Genomic DNA, 25774 nt, shown 5'->3' on the forward strand with positions numbered 1-25774 from the left:
ACGGTTATCTGTGACGGCTTTCACAGGTAGAAATGCATTTTTCAGGTTATTCGATTAATCTCTTTGCAACAGCTTCATTTGGGGAAAGAAAATGAGCACCGTTACCCTTGCCCTGGTTGCACAGCGCGCCTGCGTTTCGACGGCTACCGTCTCGATGGTTCTGCGCAATCGCGGCCGTATATCCGCCGCAACCCGTCAGCGCGTGCTTGCGGCGCTGGACGAGCTGGGTTACGTCTACAACCAGACCGCAGCTAACCTGCGCAACCGCACCAGCAACCAGGTCGGTCTGCTGCTGCATGACATCACCAACCCTTTTTACGGCGAGATGACGGCGGGGCTGAGTCAGGAAATGGAGCGCCACGATCTGCTGCTGTTCCTGGCGAACAGCGAAGAGTCCGGCGAGCGGCAGCAAAAGTTCGTTGATTCCCTGATGCGCAATAATGCCTGCGGCATGGTGCTGTGCGCCGCGCGTGAAACGCCGCCGCTGTTTTTTGAAACGCTCAGGCGGCGCAACATTCCGGCAATAATGGTGGTGCGCCCGCTGGATGACGTAGATTTTGACTTTGTAGGTACGGATAACTTTCTCGGCACGCAGCTGGCAACGCAGCATCTGCTGCGGCTCGGGCATCGCCATATCGCTTTTATCGGCGGCAGCGAAAACTCCATTACCCGGGCACAGCGCATCGGCGGCTACAGCAGCAAGCTGCTGGAAAACCGCATTCGGCCTGACAGCGAGTGGGTGGTTTCTTCGGCGGCCAGCCAAAGTGACGGCGCCCGGGTCGCCGAGACGCTGTTTCAGCGCTATCCGGAAATCACTGCGGCAGTGTGCTACCAGGATATTGTGGCGCTTGGCGTTATGCAGGCCCTGCGCAAAATGGGGCGTGCGCCGGGCAAGGATTTTGCGCTGGTAGGCTTTGACGATGTGACCGAGGCCGCGCTGGTGCAGCCCGCGCTGACGACGGTTTCGGTCGCCGCGAAGGAAATCGGTCGCAAAGCGGGAGAGCTGTTATTTAGCCGTATTCAGGGCAACGACGAGCCGCCGCAGCGCATTATTCTGCCGCCAACGCTCGTGGTGCGCGAATCGTGCGGCTTTCAGTAACCCCTTTTTTATTAGGTAAATAATGGCTTTTACTGATAACTGCGGCGGTTTGTCATAAATTTCTAATTATCGGTGTTTTCGGCTGGCGGCCTTTAGCGGGGCTGGTTAACCTGAGAATGTTTTATCAGCAAATTAATAAAGAGAGTGAATATGGACGCAGCACAGATCCGCGTCGCCATTGCGGGCGCGGGCGGTCGTATGGGACGACAACTTATTCAGGCCGCTTTACAGCTGGAAGGCGTGCAGCTTGGCGCGGCGCTTGAGCGTCCCGGCTCATCCCTGCTCGGCAGCGATGCGGGCGAGCTGGCGGGCGTGGCGAAAACCGGCGTAGCCGTTAGCGACAGCCTGGATAAAGTGGTGAACGATTTTGACGTGTTTATCGATTTCACCCGTCCGGAAGGCACGCTGAGCCATCTCGCATTCTGTCTTCAGCACGGCAAAGGTATGGTTATCGGCACCACAGGTTTTGACGATGCGGGCAAGCAGGCCATTCGCGAGGCCGCAGCCGAGATCCCGATCGTCTTTGCCGCCAACTTCAGCGTGGGCGTGAACGTTATGCTGAAGCTGCTGGAAAAAGCGGCCAAAGTGATGGGCGATTATACCGACATCGAGATTATCGAAGCCCACCACCGCCACAAAGTGGATGCGCCGTCCGGCACCGCGCTGGCGATGGGCGAAGCCATTGCGCAGGCGATGGATAAAGATTTAAAAGATTGCGCGGTCTATTCCCGCGAGGGCCATACCGGCGAGCGCGTGCCTGGAACCATTGGTTTCGCAACCGTTCGCGCCGGGGACATCGTGGGCGAGCATACCGCTATGTTCGCGGATATCGGCGAGCGCATCGAGATCGGTCATAAGGCCTCAAGCCGTATGACCTTCGCAAACGGCGCCGTTCGTTCGGCTTTATGGCTAAGCCATAAGGAAAGCGGTCTTTTTGATATGCGCGACGTGCTGGATCTCAACAATTTGTAAACCTTATTACCCATCGTGATGTGGTTATTGCAATCATAATGCTTTGATTGACAGGGCAATAATTTATTGCCCTTTTTATTTTTCGGATTATCTAAATACTTTATCCTCAAGCCTCTATAAATCTAACTTTTCCTCTTATTTTATGTTGTCGTAACGTTAATTTTGACCATCTGGTCCACTTTTACTGACGTCGCGGGACAAATATCTATTCTTCCTGCCTCGCAATCGATTACCTGTGCTAAGTTAGCTGCTCGTTTTACCTGTCAATGCCGGTTTTTTTAACCAGAGCGGCAAAATACCTATAAAAAGTTCGTCTTAAGGTAGACTTTTAGCCAACTTGTCCTTAGAATGCCGCCGTTTGTCAAAAATCCGAATGACAGGCTGTTTTGCATTTGATTCAGGCATGGGTTTTGAATTAATATGCGAATAAATTGAATGTTTATTCCCCTGGAGGACGTTTTGATTAAGTCAGCAATATTGGTTCTGGAAGACGGAACCCAATTCCACGGTCGGGCCATTGGGGCATCGGGTCAGGCAGTGGGGGAAGTCGTTTTCAACACTTCTATGACCGGTTATCAAGAAATCCTCACTGATCCTTCCTACTCCCGCCAGATCGTCACTCTTACCTATCCTCATATCGGCAACGTCGGCACCAATTCCGCCGATGAAGAATCCTCCCAGGTACATGCGCAGGGCCTCGTCATTCGTGACCTGCCGCTGATTGCCAGCAACTACCGCAATACCGAGGACCTCTCTTCTTACTTAAAACGCCATAACATCGTGGCGATTGCCGATATCGATACCCGTAAGCTGACCCGCCTGCTGCGCGAGAAGGGCGCCCAGAACGGCTGCATTATCGCGGGCGACAGCGTTGACGCCGCGCTGGCGCTTGAGAAAGCGAAAGCCTTCCCGGGCCTGAACGGCATGGATCTGGCAAAAGAAGTCACCACCAAAGAATCCTACGCCTGGCAGCAGGGGAGCTGGACGCTTGAAGGCGAGCTGCCGGAAGCGGCAAAAGAAGAAGAGCTGCCTTTCCACGTGGTGGCCTATGACTACGGCGTGAAGCGCAACATTCTGCGCATGCTGGTTGACCGCGGCTGCCGCCTGACGATTGTCCCGGCGCAGACCTCAGCGCAGGAAGTGCTGAAAATGAATCCGGACGGCATCTTCCTGTCCAACGGCCCGGGCGATCCGGCCCCTTGTGACTACGCGATTAGCGCCATCAAATCTTTCCTCGAGACCGACGTGCCGGTATTCGGCATCTGCCTCGGCCATCAGCTGCTGGCTTTAGCAAGCGGCGCGAAAACCGTGAAGATGAAGTTCGGCCACCACGGCGGCAACCATCCGGTTAAAGACTTAGACCGCGACTGCGTGATGATTACCGCCCAGAACCACGGTTTTGCGGTGGAAGAAAGCACGCTTCCGGCGAACCTGCGCGTTACCCACAAGTCGCTGTTCGATGGCACCCTGCAGGGCATTCATCGTACCGACAAGCCGGCGTTCAGCTTCCAGGGGCACCCTGAAGCGAGCCCGGGCCCGCACGATGCCGCGCCGCTGTTCGACCACTTTATCGACTTGATTAAGCACTACCGTTCTACCGCCAAATAATCAGGAGCCATAAAAAATGCCAAAACGTACAGATATTAAAAGCATCCTGATCCTTGGTGCAGGCCCGATTGTTATCGGCCAGGCTTGTGAGTTTGACTACTCCGGCGCGCAGGCGTGTAAGGCGCTGCGCGAAGAGGGCTACCGCGTCATCCTGGTGAACTCTAACCCGGCCACCATCATGACCGACCCGGAAATGGCCGATGCCACCTACATCGAGCCGATTCACTGGGAAGTGGTGCGTAAAATCATCGAAAAAGAGCGCCCGGACGCGGTGCTGCCAACCATGGGCGGCCAGACGGCGCTGAACTGCGCGCTGGAGCTGGAGCGCCAGGGCGTGCTGGAAGAGTTCGGCGTCACCATGATTGGCGCGACGGCCCGACGCGATTGATAAAGCAGAAGATCGTCGTCGCTTCGACGTGGCGATGAAGAAAATCGGTCTGGATACCGCGCGTTCCGGCATCGCTCACAACATGGAAGAGGCGCTGGCCGTTGCGGCCGACGTGGGCTATCCGTGCATCATCCGTCCTTCATTCACCATGGGCGGCACCGGCGGCGGCATCGCCTATAACCGCGAAGAGTTCGAAGAAATCTGCGAGCGCGGTCTGGATCTTTCGCCGACCAAAGAGCTGCTGATTGACGAGTCGCTTATCGGCTGGAAAGAGTACGAGATGGAGGTGGTGCGCGATAAAAACGACAACTGCATCATCGTCTGCTCCATCGAAAACTTCGACCCGATGGGTATCCATACCGGCGACTCCATCACCGTCGCGCCGGCCCAGACGCTGACCGACAAAGAGTACCAAATCATGCGTAACGCCTCGATGGCGGTGCTGCGTGAAATCGGCGTAGAGACGGGCGGCTCCAACGTACAGTTCTCGGTCAACCCGAAAACCGGCCGCCTGATCGTTATCGAGATGAACCCGCGCGTATCGCGCTCTTCCGCGCTGGCCTCAAAGGCAACCGGCTTCCCGATTGCCAAAGTAGCGGCGAAGCTGGCGGTGGGTTATACCCTCGACGAGCTGATGAACGACATTACCGGTGGTAAAACGCCGGCCTCGTTCGAACCTTCTATCGACTACGTCGTAACGAAAATTCCTCGCTTTAACTTTGAGAAATTCGTCGGCGCCAACGACCGTCTGACCACCCAGATGAAATCCGTCGGCGAAGTCATGGCGATTGGCCGCACCCAGCAGGAATCTTTGCAAAAAGCGCTGCGCGGCCTGGAAGTGGGCGCCACGGGTCTTGATCCAAAAGTGAATCTGGACGACCCGGAAGCGCTGACCAAAATCCGCCGCGAGCTGAAGGACGCCGGCGCCGAGCGTATCTGGTACGTCGCCGACGCGTTCCGTGCGGGCCTGTCCGTAGACGGCGTCTTCAACCTGACCAATATCGACCGCTGGTTCCTGGTGCAGATTGAAGAGCTGGTGCGTCTGGAAGAGAAAGTCGAAGAAATCGGCATCACCGGCCTCGACCACGACTTCCTGCGCGTTCTTAAGCGTAAAGGTTTTGCCGATGCGCGCCTGGCGAAACTGGCCGGCGTTCGCGAATCCGAAATCCGCAAGCTGCGCGAACAGTACAAGCTGCACCCGGTTTACAAACGTGTCGATACCTGTGCGGCGGAGTTCTCCACCGACACCGCGTACATGTACTCCACCTATGAAGAAGAGTGCGAAGCTAACCCGAACAACGACCGCGATAAAATCATGGTGCTGGGCGGCGGGCCAAACCGTATCGGCCAGGGCATTGAGTTTGACTACTGCTGCGTGCACGCATCGCTTGCGCTGCGCGAAGATGGTTATGAAACCATCATGGTTAACTGCAACCCGGAAACCGTTTCTACCGACTACGACACCTCAGACCGCCTGTACTTCGAGCCGGTCACCTTCGAAGACGTGCTGGAAATCGTCCGCGTTGAGAAGCCAAAAGGCGTTATCGTGCAGTACGGCGGCCAGACTCCGCTGAAGCTGGCCCGCGAGCTGGAAGCCGCCGGCGTGCCGATTATCGGCACCAGCCCGGATGCGATTGACCGCGCCGAAGACCGCGAGCGTTTCCAGCATGCGGTTGACCGCCTGAAGCTGAAACAGCCAGCCAACGCCACCGTCACCGCCATCGAACAGGCCGTGGAGAAGGCTGCGCAAATCGGCTATCCGCTGGTGGTGCGTCCGTCCTACGTCCTGGGCGGCCGCGCGATGGAAATCGTCTATGACGAAGCGGACCTGCGTCGCTACTTCCAGACCGCGGTAAGCGTGTCTAACGATGCGCCAGTGCTGCTGGACCGTTTCCTGGACGATGCGGTGGAAGTGGACGTGGACGCCATCTGCGACGGCGAAACCGTGCTGATTGGCGGCATCATGGAACACATTGAGCAGGCGGGCGTGCACTCCGGCGACTCCGCGTGTTCTCTGCCGGCCTACACGCTAAGCCAGGAAATTCAGGACGTAATGCGCCAGCAGGTGCAGAAGCTGGCCTTCGAACTGCAGGTGCGCGGGTTGATGAACGTGCAGTTTGCGGTGAAGGATAACGAAGTCTACCTGATTGAAGTAAACCCACGTGCCGCGCGTACCGTGCCGTTTGTTTCGAAGGCTACCGGTATCCCGCTGGCGAAAGTGGCCGCGCGCGTGATGGTCGGCAAAACGCTGGTCGAGCAGGGCGTAACCAAAGAAATCATCCCGCCTTACTACTCGGTGAAGGAAGTGGTGCTGCCGTTCAACAAGTTCCCGGGCGTTGACCCGCTGCTGGGGCCAGAGATGCGCTCTACCGGCGAGGTGATGGGCGTAGGCCGCACCTTCGCGGAAGCCTTCTCGAAGGCGATGCTCGGCAGCCAGTCCACCATGCGTAAGCCTGGCCGCGCGCTGCTCTCCGTGCGCGAAGGCGATAAAGAGCGCGTGGTGGATCTCGCCGCCAAGCTGCTTAAGCAGGGCTTCGAGCTGGACGCTACCCACGGTACGGCTATCGTGCTGGGTGAAGCGGGTATTAACCCGCGGCTGGTGAACAAGGTGCATGAAGGTCGTCCGCACATTCAGGACCGTATCAAGAATGGCGAGTACACCTATATCATCAACACCACCGCCGGCCGCCAGGCGATTGAAGACTCCAAGCTGATTCGCCGCAGCGCGCTGCAGTATAAAGTGCATTACGACACCACGCTGAACGGCGGCTTTGCCACCGCGATGGCGCTGAACGCCGATGCCACCGAGAAGGTGATTTCCGTGCAGGAAATGCACGCGCAAATTGCAAAATAAGCCCCCCGGCTTAATTTCTGAACCCGCTTCGGCGGGTTTTTTATTGCCTTAACCACCAATATTGGCGGTTGTATCTTCGTTCCGTTAATTACATGTTACGGTAATACCTAAAAAGGAGTTTGTTGTGCAACGTTCAATGACTTTTCTGTCTCTGGCCCTGCTGCTGTCTGGCTGCGCGGAATTTTCTTCCTCGGTAACCAATACCATCGATGCGATGGGAATGACGCCGGATTATGCAAAAGGATTACAGGACGACCTGACGCCGCAGAAAAAGCTAGCGGTGCCGGTGGTTAGCGTGGCGGATAAGGTGCCTGAGGGCAAGCTTGTTGAGAAATACGACAACGGCAATAAGAAGTTCGAAACCAACGTTAAAAACCGCTGCTTCAATGACTATCTGGATATCTACTATCCAAACGGACAGCTAAGAACCCACACGCCGCTGGTGGACTGTAAAGCGGAAGGGCTTTCTCAGGGCTACACGCAGGACGGCAAGCTGCGTACGACCATTACCTATAAAGGGAGCGTGGCGAACGGCGAAGCGAAAACCTACGATGCCAGCGGCAAGGTTGTGCAAACGGTGGTTTATAAAGACGGTTTTGCGCAGAAAAGTTAAGCTGACCTCCTCGCCTGCGGCGGCCGGGCCTCAGAGAGTTCTGCATTTTCCACCGCAGCTGGAAGAGTCTGCTAAAGTTTTGAGTCAGGTAATGAAAAATGCTTACAAACAGGGAGAATAAAATGCAAAACAAAATTCTGATGGCCTCCGTATTTGCCGCCGCGACGCTGTTTACCGTTGCCGGCTGTTCCTCTAACCAGGCGGTAAAAACGACCGATGGCAAAACTATCGTCACCGACGGCAAGCCGCAGGTTGATGACGATACCGGCCTGGTCTCTTATAAAAACGCGGAAACCGGCCAGACCGAGCAAATCAATCGCGATCAGGTTAAATCAATGGGCGAACTGGATAACTAATTCAGCTTCCCCTTTAGCCCGCCGGCAATATTGACTATTAGCCTGCTGAATTACTGACTACACTCCTTTGGGAAAAGAAGGCAGTAAAACAACAGGCTAATTCATGATCCTAATTATCTATGCGCATCCCTATCCGCAACACTCCCACGCCAACCGTAAAATGATCGAGCAGGCCACGTCGCTGCCCGGTGTGGAAGTCCGTTCGCTCTATGAACTTTATCCGGATTTCAATATTGATATCGCAGCGGAACAGCAAGCGCTCGGGCGCGCGGATCTCGTTATCTGGCAGCATCCGATGCAGTGGTACAGCATGCCGCCGCTGATGAAACTGTGGATAGATAAAGTCCTCGCCCACGGCTGGGCCTATGGCCGCGGCGGCACCGCGCTGCGCGATAAAAACGTTATGTGGGCGGTGACCACCGGCGGCGGAAAAGGCCATTTCGAACTGGGCGACCATCCCGGCTTCGAGGTGCTGGGCCAGCCTTTGCAGGCGACGGCGCTTTACTGCGGCATGAAGTGGCTGCCGGCTTTCGCCATTCATTTCACCTTCGTGTGCGACGAGAATACGCTCGACGCGCAGGCAGGGCTTTATAAGCAGCGTTTGTCAGACTGGCTGGAGGCGAACCATGGATAGCCATAGCATGATTCAGGCGCTGATCTATCTCGGCTCCGCCGCGCTGATCGTGCCGGTGGCGGTACGGCTGGGCTTAGGTTCGGTGCTCGGCTACCTGATTGCCGGCTGCATCATCGGCCCCTGGGGGCTGCGGCTGGTGACGGACGCCGGGGCGATTTTGCATTTTGCAGAGATTGGCGTGGTGCTGATGCTGTTTGTCATCGGGCTGGAGCTGGATCCGCGTCGCCTGTGGACGCTGCGTGCCTCGGTGTTCGGCGGCGGATTGCTGCAAATGGCGGCCTGCGGGCTGTTACTCGGCTTATTCTGTACGCTGATGGGGCTGCGCTGGCAGGTGGCGATATTGATCGGCCTGACCCTTGCGCTCTCTTCCACGGCGATTGCTATGCAGGCCATGAACGAGCGTAACCTGACCATTTCGCAGATGGGGCGCAGCGCCTTTGCGGTGCTGTTGTTCCAGGATATTGCCGCTATTCCGCTGGTGGCGATGATCCCGCTGCTGGCGAGCAGCGGCGCGACCACAACTTTCGCCGCATTTTCTATTTCGGCCCTGAAGGTGGCAGGCGCGCTGGCGCTGGTGGTGGTACTTGGACGCTACGTTACGCGCCCGGTATTACGCTTTGTTGCCCGCTCCGGCCTGCGCGAGGTGTTCAGCGCCGTCGCGCTTTTCCTCGTCTTCGGTTTTGGCCTGCTGCTTGAAGAAGCCGGCTTGTCGATGGCGATGGGGGCGTTCCTGGCGGGAGTTTTACTGGCAAGTTCGGAATACCGTCACGCGCTGGAAAGCGATATCGAGCCGTTTAAGGGGCTGCTGCTTGGGCTGTTCTTTATCGGCGTCGGCATGTCGATAGACTTCGGCACGCTGGTGCAAAACCCGCTGCGCATTCTTGCGCTGCTGGCAGGCTTCCTGATTATCAAAACGCTGATGCTGTGGCTTATCGCCGGGCCTTTAAAAGTACCGCGTAAGCAGCGCGGCTGGTTTGCCGTTTTGCTGGGACAGGGCAGCGAGTTCGCCTTCGTGATTTTCGGCGCCGCAAGAATGGCGGAAGTGCTCGACGACGGCTGGGCGAAATCCCTTACGCTTGCCGTCGCGCTCTCCATGGCCGCAACGCCGCTGCTGCTGGTATTGCTCAGCCGCCTGGAAAAAGCGGGCAAAGAGCAGGCGCGCGAGGCGGATGAGATCGACGAAGAGCAGCCGCGGGTGATCGTTGCGGGCTTTGGCCGCTTCGGGCAGATCGCCGGCCGTTTGTTGCTCACCAGCGGCGTAAAAATGGTGGTGCTCGATCACGACCCGGATCATATCGAAACGCTGCGTAAATTCGGCACCAAAGTATTTTACGGCGACGCCACGCGCGTTGACCTGCTTGAGTCTGCCGGCGCGGCAAAAGCGGAAGTGCTGATCAACGCCATCGACGATCCCGATGCCAATATCCAGCTTTCCGAACTGGCGCAGGAGCATTTCCCGCATCTGCAGGTTATCGCCAGGGCGCGGGACCTTGATCACTTTATCCGTCTGCGTCAGGCGGGCGTGGGGCAGCCGGAGCGTGAAACCTTTGAGAGCGCGCTGAAGGTGGGGCGCCGCGCGCTGGAAGGCCTGGGAGTGGGAAGCTATGAGGCGCGCGAGCGCGCCGATCATTTCCGGCGCTTCAATATGCAAATGGTGGAAGAGATGGTCGCCGCCGCGGATATGCCCGCCCGCGCAGACGTGCTTAAACGCACCAGCGCCATGTTGACCGAAGTGATTAACGAAGACCGCGCGCATCTGAACGTTATCCAGCGGCACGGCTGGCAGGGAACGGAAGAAGGGGTTCATTCCGGCAGGCTGGCGGATGAGCCGCCAGCAAAACCTGAGAATTAAGACAATATGCTCCCTGACGGGAGCATTTTTTTAGCTCAGCGCGACCTTAATTCCCAGCGCAACCAGCATTCCGCCCAGCAGCTTATCAACTATTTTCTGCGCCTTTGCGAGGCCAAGGCGTACCGGCGCGCTCTGGATTAACACCACCAGCAGCGGCCACCAGATAACGGAGAGCATAAGGATAACGCCCGCATACCACATTTTATCCAGCATGCCGGAATTGACGCTTAACACCTGGGTGAAAATCGACAGGAAGAACAGCGTGGCTTTGGGATTGAGCAGGTTGCACAGGTAGCCCTGCAAAAAGGCTTTTTTGAGCGTGGTTTCCTGACGGGCAATCTGGCTGACGTCCATTTTGCTGCCGCCGCGGGAGAACAGAGCGTGCAGGCCAACCCAGACTAAATACGCCGCGCCGGCGTATTTCAGCAGGCCGAACAGCCACGGAGTGGTGGTAATGACGACGGCGAGACCGGCGACGCAGTAGGTCATATGCGTGGCCACGCCGCTTATTACCCCAAGGGAGGTCATCATTGCCGCCGAACGCGTGTAGCGAGCGGCGTTTTTTATCACCAGGAAGAAATCAGGACCGGGGGAGAGCATGCCCAACGTGGCAATGGTGGCGACAAAAAGAGTGGTTTCCAGCATGACGAAGTCCAGCGCAGAGAATAAAAGCAAACTATACCTCAGCCATTGCATAAACTTATAGTGGCCGCCGTGACGGATAAGCGCTATTTCAACGATCGCCTGAGAAATTTTTGCTAACCCTTTGTTCGTATTAGGGCAAGGAAGAAAGCACTCTTTGCCCAAGGTAGCAGAACAAAAATAATTTTTGTCGCGAAGGGTAAGGGCAGTCGACGAAAGAATGCGCTTTACGTATAGTGGCGGCAATTTTTTCACCAGCCTTGGGTTAACAGAATGATCAGTCTGATTGCTGCTTTAGCGGTAGATCGCGTTATTGGCATGGAAAACGCCATGCCCTGGAACTTACCGGCCGATCTGGCCTGGTTTAAACGTAATACGTTAAATAAACCGGTCGTGATGGGACGTTTGACATGGGAATCTATTGGCCGCCCGTTACCCGGCCGCAAGAACATCGTTATCAGCAGCAAACCGGGCACTGACGATCGCGTCGAGTGGGTCGGCTCCGTTGATGAGGCGATCAAAGCCTGCGGCGATGCCGAAGAGATCATGGTGATTGGCGGCGGGCGCGTCTATGAGCAGTTCCTGCCGAAAGCTCAGCGCCTGTACCTGACGCATATTGATGCGGAAGTGGAAGGCGACACGCACTTCCCTGATTACGATCCGGACGAGTGGCAGTCAACGTTCAGCGAATTCCACGACGCCGACGAGAACAACTCGCACGGCTACTGTTTCGAAGTGCTGGAACGTCGCTAAAAGTAAAAAGCCCGGTATTAACCGGGCTTTTTTTATGACGCTACGGCCGTTTCGCCGCCGCCGAGTTCGGCTTTGCGATTCGACGGCTGAACAAAATACGTTTTATCTTCCCAGCGCAGGCAGGTTAGCTCTCCGCCCCAGCAGCAGCCGGTATCCAGCCCGTAAACGCCTTCCGGCGTCCCCTTGCCTTCAAGGGAGGCCCAATGGCCAAAGATGACTGACCAGGCATCCGTCACCGGCCCTGGAATAGCAAACCAGGGTTTAAGCGGCGCAGGCGCGCTTTCCGGCGTGTCTTTGCAGTACATATCCAGCTGGCCGTTCGGGAAGCAGTAGCGCATACGGGTAAGGGCGTTGGTAATAAAACGCAGGCGGGCGAGGCCGCTAAGCTCCTGCGACCAGTTGTTTGGCATATCGCCATACATGGCGTCGAGAAACAGCGGATAGCTGTCGCTTGAAAGCACCGCCTCCACGTCCCGGGCGCAGGCGATAGCCGTATCGATATCCCACTGCGGAGTGATCCCGGCATGCGCCATAACCAGCTTTTTCTCTTCGTCGACCTGAATCAACGGCTGGCGGCGCAGCCAGTTGAGCAGCTCGTCCGCGTCCGGCGCTTCAAGCAGCTGTGAGACGCGATCTTTCGGCTTGTTGCGGCTGATGCCGGCGTAAACCGCCAGCAGGTGCAGGTCATGGTTGCCAAGCACCATGCGCACGCTGTCGCCCAGATCGCGGACGTAGCGCAACACTTCAAGCGAGCCCGGCCCCCGCGCGACAAGATCGCCCGTAAGCCATAAGGTATCTTTGCCAGGCGTAAACTCAACCTGCTGCAGTAGGGCTATGAGTTCATCGTAGCAACCGTGAACGTCGCCAATCAGGTATGTAGACATCGTATCAGTGAATGAAGGCTGGAATGGCCAGACGGAAGACGGGAATGGCGACGCGGAAAGCCTCGCCCTGAGAATCGACCATTTCGTAATGGCCCTGCATGGTGCCCAGCGGCGTTTCAAGCACCGCGCCGCTGGTATAGCTGTATTCGTTGCCCGGCTCGATATGGGGCTGGACGCCGACGACGCCTTCGCCCTGCACCTCGGTTTCATGGCCGTTGCCGTTGGTAATAAGCCAGTAACGGCCAAGCAGCTGCACCGGCGTTCGCCCCAGGTTGCGGATGGTTACGGTATAAGCAAAGACGAAACGTTCGTTCTCGGGGGAGGACTGGGATTCGATATAAACGCTCTGTACCTGAACGCATACGCGGGGCGAATTTAACATCGTTAACTCTCCTTCGGCTGCTGCGGGTTTTCAGCCAGATAGTTTGCCAGCCGGCAATACTGGGCGACCGAGATGTTCTCAGCGCGCAGGGTCGCATCGACACCCAGTTCCGCCATGACCTCTGCGCTGAACAGATGACCCAGGCTGTTGCGAATCGTTTTACGGCGCTTGTTAAACGCTTCCGTAGTAATGCGGCTTAACACGCGCAGCTCTTTTACCGGGTGCGGTATCGTCGCATGAGGAATCAGGCGTACGACCGCCGAATCCACTTTCGGCGCGGGCGTGAAGGCCGTTGGCGGCACTTCGAGCACCGGGATAACGTTGCAGTAGTATTGCGCCATTACCGATAAACGACCATACGCCTTACTGTTTGGGCCCGCAACCAGACGATTCACCACTTCTTTTTGCAGCATGAAATGCATGTCCGCAATGGCATCAGTATAGCTAAAGAGATGGAACATCAAGGGCGTAGAGATGTTATACGGCAGGTTGCCGAATACGCGCAGCGGCTGGCCGATTTTTTTGGACAGCTCGCCAAAGTCCATGGTCATGGCATCCTGCTGATAAATCGTCAGCTTAGGGGCCAGGAAAGGATGCGTCTGCAGGCGGGCCGCCAGATCGCGGTCGAGTTCGATAACGGTCATTTCGTCCAGGCGTTCACCCACAGGCTCGGTTAATGCACCGAGGCCGGGGCCGATTTCAACCATCGCCTGGCCTTTCTGCGGATTAATAGCGGAAACAATACTGTCGATAACGAACTGGTCATTAAGGAAGTTTTGTCCAAAACGTTTACGGGCAAGGTGGCCCTGGTGGACGCGAGTATTCATTGAGTATTAGCAATCATTTTGATGGCGAGATTAAGCGCCGTAATAAAACTGCCGACGTCGGCTTTTCCCCGGGCTGCAAGTTCAAGAGCGGTCCCGTGGTCAACCGAGGTGCGGATAAAAGGTAAGCCTAAGGTGATATTCACCGCGCGGCCAAAGCCCTGGTATTTTAATACCGGCAGGCCCTGGTCGTGATACATCGCCAGTACCGCATCGGCGTGGTCGAGATACTTAGGCTGAAAAAGCGTATCAGCCGGCAGCGGGCCTGAGAGGTTCATCCCCTGCGCGCGCATCTCTTCGAGTACCGGAATAATGGTATCAATCTCTTCGGTGCCCATATGGCCGCCTTCTCCCGCATGGGGATTGAGGCCGCATACCAGCACGTGAGGCCGCGCAATACCAAACTTAGTTTGCAGGTCATGATACAGGATAGAGATTATCTGGCGTAATAAATCTGGCGTGACGGCATCGCTAATCGCTTTGAGCGGCAGATGCGTCGTTGCCAGCGCCACCCGCAGCTCTTCGGTTGCCAGCATCATCACCACTTTTTCGCTGTGCGAGCGTTCTTCAAAAAATTCCGTATGGCCGATAAACGGGATGCCGGCGTCGTTGATGATGCCTTTGTGCACCGGCCCGGTAATCAACGCCGCAAACTCACCGTTAAGGCAGCCATCGCAGGCGCGGGCCAGCGTTTCTACAACATAAGCGCTGTTACGCACGTCCAGCTGGCCGGGCACGACAGGGGCGCGCAGAGCGAGCGGCAGGATGGTTAAGGTTCCCGCGGCCTGAGGCGCGGCCGGCAGATGAGGCTGATAAGGCTGAAGGACAAGCGGCAGGCCGAGCAGGGCTGCTCGTTCAAGCAGGAGTTCAGGGGCTGCGCAGACGACCAGTTCAACAGGCCAGTCGCGCTGCGCGAGCGCGACGACCAGGTCGGGACCAATCCCGGCGGGTTCGCCGGGAGTAAGGGTCACGCGAAAGACATTAGCCATTGCTGCCGTTAATCTTCACGTAAGCGCCGGCACGCTGTTCCTGCATCCAGGTCTGCGCTTCTTCGGAGAACTTACGGTTAAACAGCATGCGGTACGCGCGATCTTTCTGCGCCGCGTCGGTCTTGTCGACCTTGCGGGTATCCAGCAGTTCAATCAAATGCCAGCCGAAGGAAGAGTGCACCGGCGCGCTGGTCTGGCCTTTGCCGAGTTTCATGATGGCGTCGCGGAAGGCCGGATCGTAGACGTCCGGAGAAGACCAGCCGAGATCGCCGCCCTGATTAGCGGAGCCAGGATCGTCAGAGAACTCTTTTGCGGCCTTATCAAAGGTGGTTTTGCCACTCTTAATATCGGCTGCGATTTGCTCAAGCTTCAGACGCGCCTGCTGATCGGTCAGGATCGGCGACGGCTTAAGCAGAATGTGACGGGCATGCACTTCGGTTACGGAAACGCTTTGGCTCTGGCCGCGCAGATCGTTCACCTTCAGGATGTGGAAGCCCACGCCGGAACGCACCGGCCCGATGACGTCACCTTTTTTCGCGGTGGACAGCGCCTGGGCGAAAATTGACGGCAGCTCCTGGATACGGCCCCAGCCCATCTGGCCGCCTTTCAGCGCCTGCTGGTCGGCTGAATAGGTGATAGCAAGCTTGCCGAAGTCCGCGCCGTTTTGCGCCTGCGAAACGATATCACGCGCCTGTTTCTCCGCTTCGTCAACCTGATCGGAGGTTGGGTTTTCCGGCAGCGGGATCAGGATGTGGCTCAGGTTCAGCTCCGTGCTGCTGTCGTTCTGGCTGCCGACCTGCTGCGCCAGAGAATCAACCTCCTGCGGCAGAATGGTGACGCGACGGCGCACTTCGTTATTGCGCACCTCGGAGATGGTCATCTCTTTACGAATCTGTTCGCGATAGGTGCTGTAATTGATGCCGTCATAGGCCAGACGGCTACGCATCTGATCCATGCTCATTTTGTTCTGCGCGGCAATGTCCGCAATCGCTTTATCAAGCTGCTCGTCGGTGATTTTCACGCCCATTTTCTGGCCCATCTGCAGGACTATCTGGTCCATGATCAGACGTTCCAGGATCTGATGGCGCAGCGTGTTGTCATCCGGCAGCTGCTGGGCCCGCTTGTTGAGCATTGAGTTTTACCGATTGCATTAAGCCATCGACATCGCTTTCAAGGACTACGCCGTTGTTTACTACGGCTGCTACTTTGTCGACCACTTGTGGCGCCGCGAAGGTAGTATTCGCCGCCAGGGCGATACCAAGAAGCAGCGTTCTCCAGTTCTTCATACTTTTTCCATTTTTACTTAGCCGCAAAGCGGATTACGTTTTCAAGTCAAAGTGAATTACATCGAGCTTTGATACGGCAGAGTGTTAGAACGCAACATCTGCTGTGTGCCCAGGCCATAGTTCGAACTCAGGCCGCGTAACTCGATGTTAAAGCCGAATACGTTGTCGTATTTGCTTTGATTGTCTTCCCAGCCGTTAATTTTACGCTCGTAGCCGACGCGAATAGCATAACAGCATGAGCTGTACTGCACGGCAAGCAGGGAGTCTGCCACCTGTTGCGCGTTGGTGTCGTAGTAGTACGCGCCGACAACCGACCAGCGATCGACAACCGGCCAGCTTGCCGTCATACCCACCTGCGAAATGCCTTTTTTATATTGGCTTGCCGTCGCAAAGCTCGGCAGCGTTGCCTGAATATATTCCGGGCTGGCATAGCGGTAGTTCAGCTGCACCATACGGTCGACGTCGCGACGATATTCAATCACGCCGTTACCGGTCGCAACGTTATCAAGACGCGCGTCGTATTGCAGGCCGCCGCGTAAATTCCAGCGGTCGGTTACGCGCCAGTAGGTGTCACCCGCCCAGACCACGGAGCCCGTCTGCTTATCCTTCTCCCAGTTGATATTATCATCGCCGGTACGCGACTGGGTGAAGTAGTAGATTTGACCCGCAGAAACGTTAAAACGTTCAATCGACGCATCATCATAAATACGCGAGGTTAAGCCGGTAGTAACCTGGTTTGCGGAGGCAATACGGTCCAGACCGCCATAGGTTCTGTCGCGGAACAGGCCGTTATAGTCGGACTGCAGCAGGGACGAGTCATAGTTATTAATATTGCTCTGATCTTTATAAGGGACATAAAGATACTGAGCGCGCGGTTCCAGAGTTTGCGTCCAGCCGGCGACCGAGTCCATATCGCGGTCGAAAATCAGCTTACCGTCCATTTTGAACTGCGGCAGGGTACGGTTAACGGTTCCGTCGAGCTTGTTGGCCGCGGCAAGGCTGGTTGCGCTATTTCTGACGTAGTAGCGGTACTCATCCAGGTTGGTCTGCTGATAATGCGTAGCCATGACCTTGGCTTCGGTATTCAGGCTTGCCCAGCCGTTGGATAACGGCAGGCTGATTGTTGGCTCTACGTGCAGACGCGTGGCTTCCGGCAGGTTTTCATTCACGTTGGTGAATTTTACTGCCTGGCCGTAGATGCGCGTATCGAAAGGCCCGACGTCATTCTGGTAGTAGTTGACGTCCAACTGCGGTTCGGCACGGTAGGAGTTACGCGTACGCTGGGAATCAAACACCTGGAACTGCTTGCTTGAAATCGTTGCGTCAAAGTTTTGCACAGCATAGCCGACGCTGAATTTTTGCGTCGCGTAGCCGTCGGTGCTGGAGCCGTACTGCGAGGTGAAGTCATTAAAATACTTATCATCGCTGACTTTGGTGTAGTCGACGTTGAAGCGCCAGACCTGATCCATAACGCCGCTATGGCGCCAGTAGAATAGCCAGCGGCGATCGCTTTCACCGGGCTGAACGCCAGACTCGTTTTTATACTCGTCGTCAGACGGCAGGTAGTCGAACTCCATCAGGCCGGCACCCGCCTGGGTCAGGTAACGGAATTCATTCTGCCACTGGATGCCGCCGCGCTTATCGATATAGTGCGGCGTGATGGTGGCATCGAAGTTCGGCGCGATGTTCCAGTAGTACGGAAGCGAAAACTCAAAGTAGTTCGTGGTGCTGTATTTCGCACTGGGAATCAGGAAGCCGGAGCGGCGTTTATCGCCGATCGGCAACTGCAAATAAGGGCTGTAGAACACCGGCACCGGGCCAAGCTTAAAGCGGGCGTTCCAGATTTCAGCGACCTGCTCTTCGCGGTCCTGAATCACTTCGCTTCCCACTACGCTCCAGGTGTTGGAGCCCGGCAGGCAGGAGGTGAAAGTCCCGTTATCAAGGATGGTGTAGCGGTTATTGCCGCGCTGTTTCATCACGTCGGCCGTGCCGCGGCCCTGGCGGTCGACCATCTGGTAGTCGCCTTCCCAGACGTTGGTGTCCTTGGTGTTTAAGTTAGACCAGGCTTTAGGACCTTTCAGGATGACCTGATTGTCGTCGTAGTGCACATTACCCAACGCGTCCACCGTACGTACGGGGTCGGGCTGTCCTTCGACCTGCTTTTGATGCAGCTGAACCTCATCGGATTGCAGACGACTGTTGCCTTGCTGAATATCCACGTTGCCGGTAAATACCGCGTTGTCAGGATAATCGCCTTTCGCATGGTCAGCATTAATCGTAACCGGCAGGTTATTCGTGTCGCCTGCGATCAACGGGCGATTATAGCTGGGTACGCCAAGCATACACTGCGAGGCAAGATCGGCAGCCAGACCTTGTTGGCTATAAAGCGCTGAGCCAATCAGGGTGGCCAGCAAGGTGGGAATACGTTTTTTCATACGTGTTATTCGTTGTTCCATCATCAATGGCTTAGCGTCGGCAAACGGTCAGAGACTAACTTACTCATCACCACAGCGCTAGTGTTAATCCTGCCCGTTAGCGCGCGGCCGTTAGGCACCGCTATCAATGACGGGTATGATAAAGCAAATTCTAGCCGACAGCATGACGATTTGGGGAGTATATGCAGTATTGGGGAAAAGTACTCGGTGTCGCAATAGCACTTATTATGGGCGGTGGCTTCTGGGGCGTGGTGTTAGGCTTGCTGATTGGTCATACGATCGATAAGGTGCGCAGCCGCCGCAGCGCCTGGTTTTCTAATCAACAGCAGCGTCAGTCGCTGTTTTTTAGCACCACCTTTGAGGTGATGGGCCATCTGACCAAATCGAAAGGACGCGTTACCGAGGCGGATATTCAGATAGCCTCCCTGCTGATGGACCAGATGCAGCTGCACGGCAACGCAAGAAGCGCGGCGCAGCACGCATTTCGCACCGGCAAAGAGAACGGCTATCCGCTGCGCGAGAAAATGCGCCAGCTGCGCAGCGTCTGTTTTGGCCGTTTTGATTTGATTAGGATGTTTCTGGAAATTCAGATTCAGGCGGCCTTTGCCGACGGCTCGCTGCACCCTAACGAACGTCAGGTGCTTTATGTGATTGCGGAAGAACTCGGCATTTCACGCCTGCAGTTCGATCAGTTCCTGCGCATGATGGAAGGCGGCCAGCAGTTTGGCGGCGGCTATAGCCAGCGGCAGGAAGGCGGTTTCCAGCAGCAACAGCGCGGCCCGACGCTTGAGGACGCCTGCAACGTGCTGGGCGTGAAGAGCGGCGATGACCCGGCGGTCATCAAGCGCGCCTACCGCAAACTCATGAGCGAGCATCACCCGGACAAGCTGGTGGCTAAAGGGCTGCCGCCGGAGATGATGCAGATGGCGAAGCAGAAAGCCCAGGAAATCCAGAAGGCCTACGATTTGATAAAGACGGCGAAGGGTTTTAAGTAAGTTTGTGGCGGGTGGCGCTGGCGCTTACCCGCCCTGCAAGGTTAAGGATAAGGTGGATAAGCTGTAGCGCCATCCACCTTAGGGCGTCATCAGAAGTCCGCCGGCGCGCGGAACGTCATCGGCGTGCCGTAAGCGGGATGGGTGATGGTCAGCATTTCCGCATGCAGCTGTAAACGCGGCGCTAGCGCCCGCGCTTCCGGGGTCGCGTAGAAGCGGTCTCCGAGAATAGGGTGCCCCAGCGCCTGCATATGCACGCGCAGCTGGTGCGAACGCCCGGTAATGGGTTTTAAAAGGATGCGGGCGGTATTATCCGCCGCATACTCCAGCACCTGATATTCCGTCTGCGCAGACTTGCCGGTTTCGTAGCACACCTTCTGCTTAGGCCGGTTCGGCCAGTCGCAAATCAGCGGCAGGTCCACCAGCCCCTCTTCCGGCTGCGGATGACCCCACACCCTCGCCACATACTGCTTCTTCGGCTCCCGCTCGCGAAACTGGCGTTTCAGCTCGCGTTCGGCAGCCTTGGTCAACGCCACGGCGATCACGCCGCTGGTAGCCATATCCAGCCGGTGCACCGATTCCGCCAGCGGGAAGTCACGCTGGATGCGCGTCATCACGCTGTCTTTATGCTCATCAAGACGCCCCGGCACGGACAACAGGCCCGAAGGCTTGTTGACCACCATAATATGCTCATCCTGATAAAGGATGACCAGCCAGGGATCCTTCGGCGGGTTGTAGGGTTCCATTATCATTACTGGTGCGTCACCACGACCAGACGCAGCGCGTCCAGGCGCCAGTTTGCCTGCGCGAGGCTCTCAAGCACCTGCAGACGGTTGGCTTCAATAGCTTCCAGCTCGTCATCGCGAATGTTCGGGTTAACGGCTTTTAGCGCCTCGAGTCGGGAGAGCTCCGCGCTGAGCTTCTCGTCCGCCTCTTCGCGCGCGGCTTTAATCAGAACCTGGGCCGCCGCTTCGACCTTCTCTTCCGCCAGCTGCAGGATGGCATGCACGTCCTGCTGCACCGCGTTCACCAGCTTGCTGCCGGTATGGCGGTTTACCGCGCTCAGCTGGCGGTTGAAGCTTTCAAACTCCACCTGGCCTGCGAGGTTGGTGCCGTTTTTGTCCACCAGCATACGAACCGGCGTCGGCGGCAGGAAGCGGTTAAGCTGCAGCTGCTTCGGCGCTTTCGCCTCCACGACGTACACCAGTTCCAGCAGCAGCGTGCCCACCGGCAGCGCCTTATTTTTCAGCAGCGAAAGGGCGCAGCTGCCGGTATCGCCGGAAAGGATCAGATCCAGGCCGTTGCGGATAATCGGGTGTTCCCAGGTGACAAACTGCGCGTCTTCGCGCGACAGCGCCACATCGCGCTCGAAGGTTATGGTGCAGCCGTCTTCCGGCAGGCCCGGGAAATCAGGCACCAGCATGTGATCGGAAGGGGTCAGCACGACCATGTTGTCGCCGCGATCGTCCTGATTGATGCCGACGATGTCAAACAGGTTCAGGGCGAAGCTCACCAGCCCGGTGTCGTTGTCCTGGGCGGAAATCGCCTCGGCCAGCGCCTGAGATTTCTCGCCGCCGTTGGAGTGGATTTCCAGCAGGCGGTCGCGGCCTTGCTCGAGCTGCAGCTTCAGCGCGTCGTGCTGTTCGCGGCACTGCTTGATGAGCTCGTCGAAACCGGCGGTATTTTCTGGCGCGGCGAGGTATTGAATCAGCTGCGTATAAACGCTGTCGTAAATAGCGCGGCCCGTCGGACAGGTGTGCTCAAAGGCGTCCAGCCCTTCGTGATACCACTGCACAAGCACCGACTGCGCGGTCTTTTCAAGGTAGGGCACGTGGATCTGGATGTCGTGGGCCTGGCCGATGCGGTCCAGACGCCCGATGCGCTGTTCCAGCAGGTCCGGGTTAAACGGCAGGTCGAACATCACCAGGTTGCTTGCGAACTGGAAGTTACGGCCTTCGGAGCCGATTTCAGAACACAGCAGCACCTGGGCGCCGGTGTCTTCTTCCGCAAACCAGGCGGCGGCGCGGTCACGCTCGATAATCGACATGCCTTCATGGAACACGGCCGCCCGAATGCCTTCGCGCTCGCGCAGAACCTGTTCCAGCTGCAGGGCGGTGGCGGCTTTCGCGCAAATCACCAGCACCTTCTGAGAGCGGTGGCTGGTCAGGTAGCCCATCAGCCAGTCAACGCGCGGATCGAAGTTCCACCAGGTGCCGCTGTCGCCTTCAAACTCCTGATAAATCTGCTCCGGGTAGAGCATGTCGCGGGCGCGGTCTTCGACAGACTTACGCGCGCTCATAATCCCCGACACCTTGATAGCCGTCTGGTACTGCGTCGGCAGCGGCAGACGGATGGTGTGCAGCTCGCGTTTCGGGAAGCCTTTCACGCCGTTACGGGTATTACGGAACAGCACGCGGCTTGTGCCGTGGCGGTCCATCAGCATGGAAATCAGTTCCTGACGCGCGCTCTCGCTGCCTTCGCGGTCGCTGTTGGCGGTTTGCAGCAGCGGCTCAATGTCCTGCTCGCCGATAAGATCGCACAGGGTGTTTAACTGATCGTCGGTCAGATGGTTGCCGGCCAGCAGCAGCGCGACGGCGTCCGCGACAGGGCGGTAGTTTTGCTGTTCTTCGACAAACTGCTCAAAATCGTGGAAGCGGCTTGGGTCCAGCAGGCGCAGACGCGCAAAGTGGCTTTCCATACCCAGCTGTTCAGGCGTTGCGGTTAGCAGCAGCACGCCGGGCACGCGCTCGGCAAGCTGTTCGATGGCCTGATACTCACGGCTGGGGGCGTCTTCGCTCCACACCAGATGGTGAGCTTCGTCGACCACCATTAAATCCCACTCGGCGTCGCACAGGTGCTCAAGGCGCTGCTTGCTGCGGCGCACAAAATCAAGGGAGCAGATCACCAGCTGTTCGGTTTCGAACGGGTTATCGCTGTCGTGCTGGGCTTCCGCGTAGCGCTCGTCGTCAAACAGCGCGAAGCGCAGGTTAAAGCGGCGCAGCATTTCAACCAGCCACTGGTGCTGCAGGGTTTCCGGCACCACGATCAGCACGCGCTCGGCGCTGCCGGCCAGCAGCTGCTGGTGCAGGATCATCCCGGCTTCGATGGTTTTTCCGAGGCCCACTTCGTCCGCCAGCAGGACGCGCGGCGCATGGCGACGGCCCACGTCGTGGGCGATATTCAGCTGGTGCGGGATGAGGCTGGTGCGCATGCCGCGCAGGCCGCTCCACGGCTGGCGGTACTGCTCGCTTTGGTATTTGCGCGCGCGGAAACGCAGGGCAAAACGGTCCATGCGGTCAATCTGGCCGGCAAACAGACGGTCCTGCGGCTTGCTGAAGACCAGCTTGCTGTCGAGGAAAACCTCGCGCAGCATGGTGTTGGCCTCTTCGGTATCCAGACGGGTGCCAACGTAGGCGAGTAAGCCTTTTTCTTCTTTAACTTCATCAACTTTGAGTTGCCAGCCTTCATGGCTGGTGACGGTATCGCCCGGATTAAACATCACGCGGGTGATAGGCGAGTCATTCCTGGAATACAGACGATTTTCACCGGTGGCAGGGAAAAGCAGGGTAACCATCCTTGGGTCTACTGCGACGACGGTCCCCAGTCCCAGTTCGCTTTCGGTATCGCTGATCCAACGTTGACCAAGTGTAAAAGGCATAAGATTTCGACTCTATTATCAGTTACTAAGATTTGCAGGCAATAGCATAACCGCCGCGCGCAAAAGGGGGCGGCAGTTCAATAAGCAGGTACATGGATGTTTCAGGAGGGCGCTATGGTACTGGAAGGAAACAAGATAGTCACCGTCAAAATAGCCCTAATTGCCCTGTCATCAGTGTAGCAAAGTCATCCTCAAGGAAAGGTAAAATTCCTTCCGCCACCGGCTGAAGCTGGCGGGTGAGGTAGTGATCGTAATCCAGCGGCGACTGCTGGTAGTCCACGGGCTCCGGCCCGTTTAACGTCATCACGTATTGAATAGTGCCCCGGTTTTGATACTGGGCGGGCCGGCCAAGCCGCTGATTGTGCTCGTCGGCGAGGCGCGCGGCGCGCACATGCGGCGGCACGTTTTTTTGATACTCGCTAAGCGGGCGACGCAGCCTTTTGCGATAGACGAGCCGATCGTCCAGCTCGCCGGCCATCAGGCTGGCTATCGTCTCGCGAATATAGTCCTGATAGGGCTCGTTGCGGAAAACCCGCAGGTAGAGCGTCTGCTGGAACTGCTGGGCCAGCGGCGTCCAGTCCGTGCGCACCGTCTCCAGGCCTTTAAACACCATGCGCTGCTTCTCGCCTTCCTGAATCATCCCCGCGTAGCGTTTTTTGCTGCCTTCCACGGTGCCGCGAATGGTTGGCATCAGGAAGCGGCAAAAATGGGATTCGAACTCGATTTCAAGCGCGCTGTTTAGCTGCTGCGTTTCCCGCAGATGCCGCGACCACCATTCGTTGACGTGGCCGACCAGCCGTTGGCCTATGCGGGCGGCGTCTTCTTCTGAATGGGCTTTCTTCAGCCACACGAAGGTGGAATCGGTGTCGCCGTAAATCACGTCAAAGCCCTGGGATTCGATAAGCTCTTTGGTTTTGCGCATGATCTGGTGCCCGCGCATGGTGATCGATGAGGCAAGACGCGGATCGAAGAAGCGGCAGGCGCTGGTGCCCAGCACGCCGTAAAAGGCGTTCATAATGATCTTCAGCGCCTGGGAAAGCGGCTTATTTCCCTGGCGTTTCGCTTCGTCGCGGCCATGCCAGATCTGGCCGACGATCTCCGGCAGGCAGTGGGTGGTTCTGGAGAAATGGGCGCCGAGAAAACCTTCGACCGCCCGCTGCGGCTCGGGATGCGCCATGCCTTCGACCAGCCCGACCGGATCGATAAGAAAGGTGCGGATGATCGACGGATACAGGCTCTTGTAATCCAGCACCAGCACCGAATCATACAGGCCGGGACGTGAGTCCATAACGTAGCCGCCGGGGCTGGGCCTGCGGCGGGATCGCTCCCAGATTCGGGGCGACATAGCCGGCGCGGTGCATGCGCGGAATATAAAGGTGGCTAAAAGCCGCCACGGAGCCGCCGTGCTTGTCCAGCGGCAGGCCGTTAACCGAGGCTCGCTCCAGCAGAAAAGGCATCAGCTCGGTTTTATGGAAAATTCGCGTGACCAGCTCGCAATCTTTGAGGTTGTACTTCGCCAGCGCCGGCTTGTCTTGCGCAAAGCGGCGGTTAATTTCATCCATCCTGTCCCAGGGATTATCTATCGACTTGCCTTCGCCGAGCAGCTCCCGGGAAACGGCCTCCAGAGAGAATGAAGAGAAATTCCAGAAGGCCGATTTCAGCGCATCGATGCCGTCAACGATCGCTCGTCCCGGCGCCTGGGCGAAGAACACGCCCTGCTTAAAGCCGTGTTCGCGCCACTCCAGCACGCTGTTGCCGCGGCCAAGCCGCAGCGGCACCTGATAGCGCTCGGCCAGCTTCTGCAGCATGCGTAAATCGAACTGCACCACGTTCCAGCCGATCAGCACGTCGGGATCGTGATGGGCAAACCAGGCGTTGAGCTTTTCAATTAACTGCGGACGGCTGGCAACGTACTCGAGGGTAAAATCCAGTTCGCTTGCGTCGCCGTTTTCCGGGCCGAGCATATAGACGATGCGCTGCCCACAGCCTTCAAGCCCGATGCAGTAGAGTTCGCCGTGCCGGTTGGTTTCAATATCCAGCGAAACCCATTTCAGCGGGGGGCGATACCCCGGAGCGGGCTTAAGGCGGGTTTCGGTTATCTCGCCGCTGCGCTCCTCGCCGCTAAACCAGACGGGTGCGGTGATAAAACGCTCCATCAAAAAGCGTTCCGGCGGGCGGATATCGGCTTCATACACCTTTACGCCGCCGTCGCGCAGGAGTTTTTCAAGGCGCATTAACTGACGGTGCTGGCGGCAGTAGAGACCGCTAACGGGCTGACGTTGGAAGTCTTTTAAGGGGAGCGGGGTAAGGCGATACTGGCTTTCGCCGGCAAGCAGACGTTCGGCTTCGCTTTGCTGCGACTGCGGAATAAAAGCGACGGATTCCTGGTACGGCAGGCGCACTTTAACCGGGCCTTCATCCGTTGCCAGCCAGAAATCCACCTCTGTGCCACGCGGGGTATCTCGCCAGTGGCGCGTTAACAAAAACCCCTGCCGAGCTTGCGACACGCTGTATTCTCTTAAAAGGAAAAGTGGTCTGATTATAGCCCACTTC

Annotated in this window: 17 protein-coding genes and 3 pseudogenes; 10 read left to right on the forward strand and 10 right to left on the reverse strand. The window is 57.2% G+C overall.

Annotated elements, in window-relative coordinates:
* Nucleotides 1–91 precede the first annotated feature (91 nt).
* The 8 genes and pseudogenes from WLO32_RS03140 to kefC all read left to right on the forward strand — a co-directional run bounded on the left by WLO32_RS03140 (nt 92) and on the right by kefC (nt 10376).
* A complete protein-coding gene (locus WLO32_RS03140; protein ID WP_435947162.1) occupies nt 92–1099 on the forward strand; it encodes a LacI family DNA-binding transcriptional regulator in 1008 nt (335 codons plus the stop codon).
* 150 nt (nt 1100–1249) lie between these two features.
* Entirely contained in the window at nt 1250–2071 is an 822-nt protein-coding gene (dapB, locus tag WLO32_RS03145; RefSeq protein ID WP_435947163.1) for a 4-hydroxy-tetrahydrodipicolinate reductase, read from the forward strand.
* Nucleotides 2072–2530: 459 nt separating this feature from the next.
* Nucleotides 2531–3679 carry a glutamine-hydrolyzing carbamoyl-phosphate synthase small subunit gene (carA, locus tag WLO32_RS03150; RefSeq protein ID WP_435947164.1) on the forward strand — a complete coding sequence of 383 codons (1149 nt, stop codon included), beginning with the start codon at nt 2531–2533 and terminating at the stop codon, nt 3677–3679.
* Nucleotides 3680–3695: 16 nt separating this feature from the next.
* Nucleotides 3696–6921, forward strand: a pseudogene (gene carB, locus WLO32_RS03155) (carbamoyl-phosphate synthase large subunit).
* 124 nt (nt 6922–7045) lie between these two features.
* Nucleotides 7046–7534 (forward strand): toxin-antitoxin system YwqK family antitoxin, encoded by a 489-nt coding sequence (locus tag WLO32_RS03160; RefSeq protein ID WP_435947165.1) that lies wholly within the window; start codon nt 7046–7048, stop codon nt 7532–7534.
* A 122-nt stretch (nt 7535–7656) separates the two neighbouring features.
* A complete protein-coding gene (locus WLO32_RS03165; protein ID WP_435947166.1) occupies nt 7657–7890 on the forward strand; it encodes a YgdI/YgdR family lipoprotein in 234 nt (77 codons plus the stop codon).
* Between the two features lie 103 nt (nt 7891–7993).
* On the forward strand, nt 7994–8524 hold the full coding sequence (gene kefF / locus WLO32_RS03170; RefSeq protein WP_435947167.1) for a glutathione-regulated potassium-efflux system oxidoreductase KefF: 531 nt from the start codon (nt 7994–7996) through the stop codon (nt 8522–8524).
* Nucleotides 8517–10376: a glutathione-regulated potassium-efflux system protein KefC gene (kefC, locus tag WLO32_RS03175; protein WP_435947168.1), complete on the forward strand. Its 1860-nt coding sequence runs from the start codon at nt 8517–8519 to the stop codon at nt 10374–10376. The genes kefF and kefC overlap by 8 nt, the downstream gene beginning before the upstream one ends.
* A 30-nt stretch (nt 10377–10406) precedes the next feature.
* On the opposite strand, the gene WLO32_RS03180 is transcribed toward kefC, so the two are convergent.
* Nucleotides 10407–11021, reverse strand: a complete 615-nt coding sequence (locus WLO32_RS03180; protein ID WP_435948235.1) for a LysE family transporter — start codon at nt 11019–11021, stop codon at nt 10407–10409.
* A 270-nt stretch (nt 11022–11291) separates the two neighbouring features.
* Here WLO32_RS03180 and folA point away from each other — a divergent pair, with 270 nt between their 5' ends.
* Nucleotides 11292–11771, forward strand: coding sequence for a type 3 dihydrofolate reductase (folA, locus tag WLO32_RS03185; RefSeq protein ID WP_121266986.1), 480 nt, complete (start codon nt 11292–11294; stop codon nt 11769–11771).
* A 32-nt stretch (nt 11772–11803) separates the two neighbouring features.
* Here the strand turns inward: folA and apaH are convergent, their stop codons facing one another.
* The 6 genes and pseudogenes from apaH to lptD form a co-directional block, all read right to left on the reverse strand.
* The gene (apaH, locus tag WLO32_RS03190; protein ID WP_435947169.1) at nt 11804–12655 is read right to left on the reverse strand and encodes a bis(5'-nucleosyl)-tetraphosphatase (symmetrical) ApaH; all 852 of its coding nucleotides are present in this window, start codon (nt 12653–12655) and stop codon (nt 11804–11806) included.
* A 4-nt stretch (nt 12656–12659) separates the two neighbouring features.
* Nucleotides 12660–13037 carry a Co2+/Mg2+ efflux protein ApaG gene (apaG, locus tag WLO32_RS03195; protein WP_121266984.1) on the reverse strand — a complete coding sequence of 126 codons (378 nt, stop codon included), beginning with the start codon at nt 13035–13037 and terminating at the stop codon, nt 12660–12662.
* 2 nt (nt 13038–13039) lie between these two features.
* Nucleotides 13040–13864, reverse strand: a complete 825-nt coding sequence (gene rsmA, locus WLO32_RS03200) for a 16S rRNA (adenine(1518)-N(6)/adenine(1519)-N(6))-dimethyltransferase RsmA (protein WP_435947170.1) — start codon at nt 13862–13864, stop codon at nt 13040–13042.
* The gene (gene pdxA, locus WLO32_RS03205; RefSeq protein ID WP_435947171.1) at nt 13861–14850 is read right to left on the reverse strand and encodes a 4-hydroxythreonine-4-phosphate dehydrogenase PdxA; all 990 of its coding nucleotides are present in this window, start codon (nt 14848–14850) and stop codon (nt 13861–13863) included. The genes rsmA and pdxA overlap by 4 nt, the downstream gene beginning before the upstream one ends.
* Nucleotides 14843–16136: pseudogene (gene surA, locus WLO32_RS03210) on the reverse strand (peptidylprolyl isomerase SurA). Before surA ends, pdxA begins: the two are co-directional and overlap by 8 nt.
* Nucleotides 16137–16192: 56 nt before the next feature.
* On the reverse strand, nt 16193–18571 hold the full coding sequence (gene lptD / locus WLO32_RS03215; RefSeq protein ID WP_435947172.1) for an LPS assembly protein LptD: 2379 nt from the start codon (nt 18569–18571) through the stop codon (nt 16193–16195).
* Nucleotides 18572–18753: 182 nt separating this feature from the next.
* Between lptD and djlA the strand changes: the two genes are divergently transcribed.
* Nucleotides 18754–19566: a co-chaperone DjlA gene (djlA, locus tag WLO32_RS03220; RefSeq protein ID WP_435947173.1), complete on the forward strand. Its 813-nt coding sequence runs from the start codon at nt 18754–18756 to the stop codon at nt 19564–19566.
* Between the two features lie 89 nt (nt 19567–19655).
* Here the strand turns inward: djlA and rluA are convergent, their stop codons facing one another.
* From rluA to polB, 3 genes and pseudogenes are all read right to left on the reverse strand, one after another.
* Nucleotides 19656–20315 (reverse strand): bifunctional tRNA pseudouridine(32) synthase/23S rRNA pseudouridine(746) synthase RluA, encoded by a 660-nt coding sequence (rluA, locus tag WLO32_RS03225; protein WP_435947174.1) that lies wholly within the window; start codon nt 20313–20315, stop codon nt 19656–19658.
* Complete coding sequence (gene rapA / locus WLO32_RS03230) at nt 20315–23221, reverse strand: RNA polymerase-associated protein RapA (RefSeq protein ID WP_435947175.1); 2907 nt, start codon at nt 23219–23221, stop codon at nt 20315–20317. Before rapA ends, rluA begins: the two co-directional genes overlap by 1 nt.
* Nucleotides 23222–23366: 145 nt before the next feature.
* A pseudogene (gene polB / locus WLO32_RS03235) lies at nt 23367–25728 on the reverse strand (DNA polymerase II).
* Between the last annotated feature and the right edge of the window lie 46 nt (nt 25729–25774).

The sequence above is a fragment of the Dryocola mayonis genome, from assembly GCF_051307045.1.
Lineage (GTDB): Bacteria > Pseudomonadota > Gammaproteobacteria > Enterobacterales > Enterobacteriaceae > Dryocola.